This window comes from Campylobacter troglodytis, from assembly GCF_006864425.1.
GTDB classification, from domain to species: domain Bacteria; phylum Campylobacterota; class Campylobacteria; order Campylobacterales; family Campylobacteraceae; genus Campylobacter_D; species Campylobacter_D troglodytis.
The window spans coordinates 1-673 of sequence record NZ_QHLI01000208.1 but is presented as its reverse complement, the minus strand read 5'-3'; the positions used below and the strand labels follow the sequence as shown (position 1 = coordinate 673).

1 pseudogene is annotated in these 673 nt (G+C 37.7%); it reads left to right on the top strand.

The features are described from left to right. The first annotated feature begins 2 nt into the window (after positions 1 to 2). Positions 3 to 654: pseudogene (locus DMC01_RS12700) on the top strand (IS1595 family transposase). Positions 655 to 673 lie beyond the last annotated feature (19 nt).

Below are 673 nucleotides of genomic sequence, written 5' to 3'. Positions count from 1 at the left end.
ACATTTCGGAGCGAAAATTTCGGCAAATTTTGGAGTGCTTTTGTGCTGATATTTGCGTGAGCAAAATCGCCGTTTTGTGTAAGGTTTCTCGTCCTTGTGTGAATAGGATAGTGCAGCAAATAAGGCTTTTGATAGCCAAAGAATGCGAAAAAATCAGCAAGATGAGTGGTGAAATCGAAGTTGATGAAAGCTATTTCGGTGCTCGCAGAGTGCGTGGAAAAAGGGGGCGTGGGGCTGGCAAGAAAACGCCTGTGTTTGGAATGCTAAAACGCAACGGTTGTGTCTATACGCTCAAACACTTGCTCTGCCAAAGAGCTGTTGTCTATTATAAAGGACTTTGCAGTGCTTAAAGAAAGTGAAATTTATAGCGATGGACTAAAATCCTACGATGGCTTGGTGGATTTCGGTGCAAAGGCTCATTATAGGGTAAAGCATAACAAAAACGAGTTTGCAAATGGGCGAAGCCATATAAACGGAATAGAGAATTTCTGGGGCTATGCAAAGGCTAGATTAAGTCAGTTTCACGGCATTAAAAGGGAATTTTTCTATTTACACTTAAAAGAAACTGAATTTAGATATAATGTTAAAGTTAAGAATGAAAATTTGTATAAAATTTTGTTAAAATTGATTAGAAAAAATCCTATAAAATTTTAGCTAAAAGTATCAATCGCCT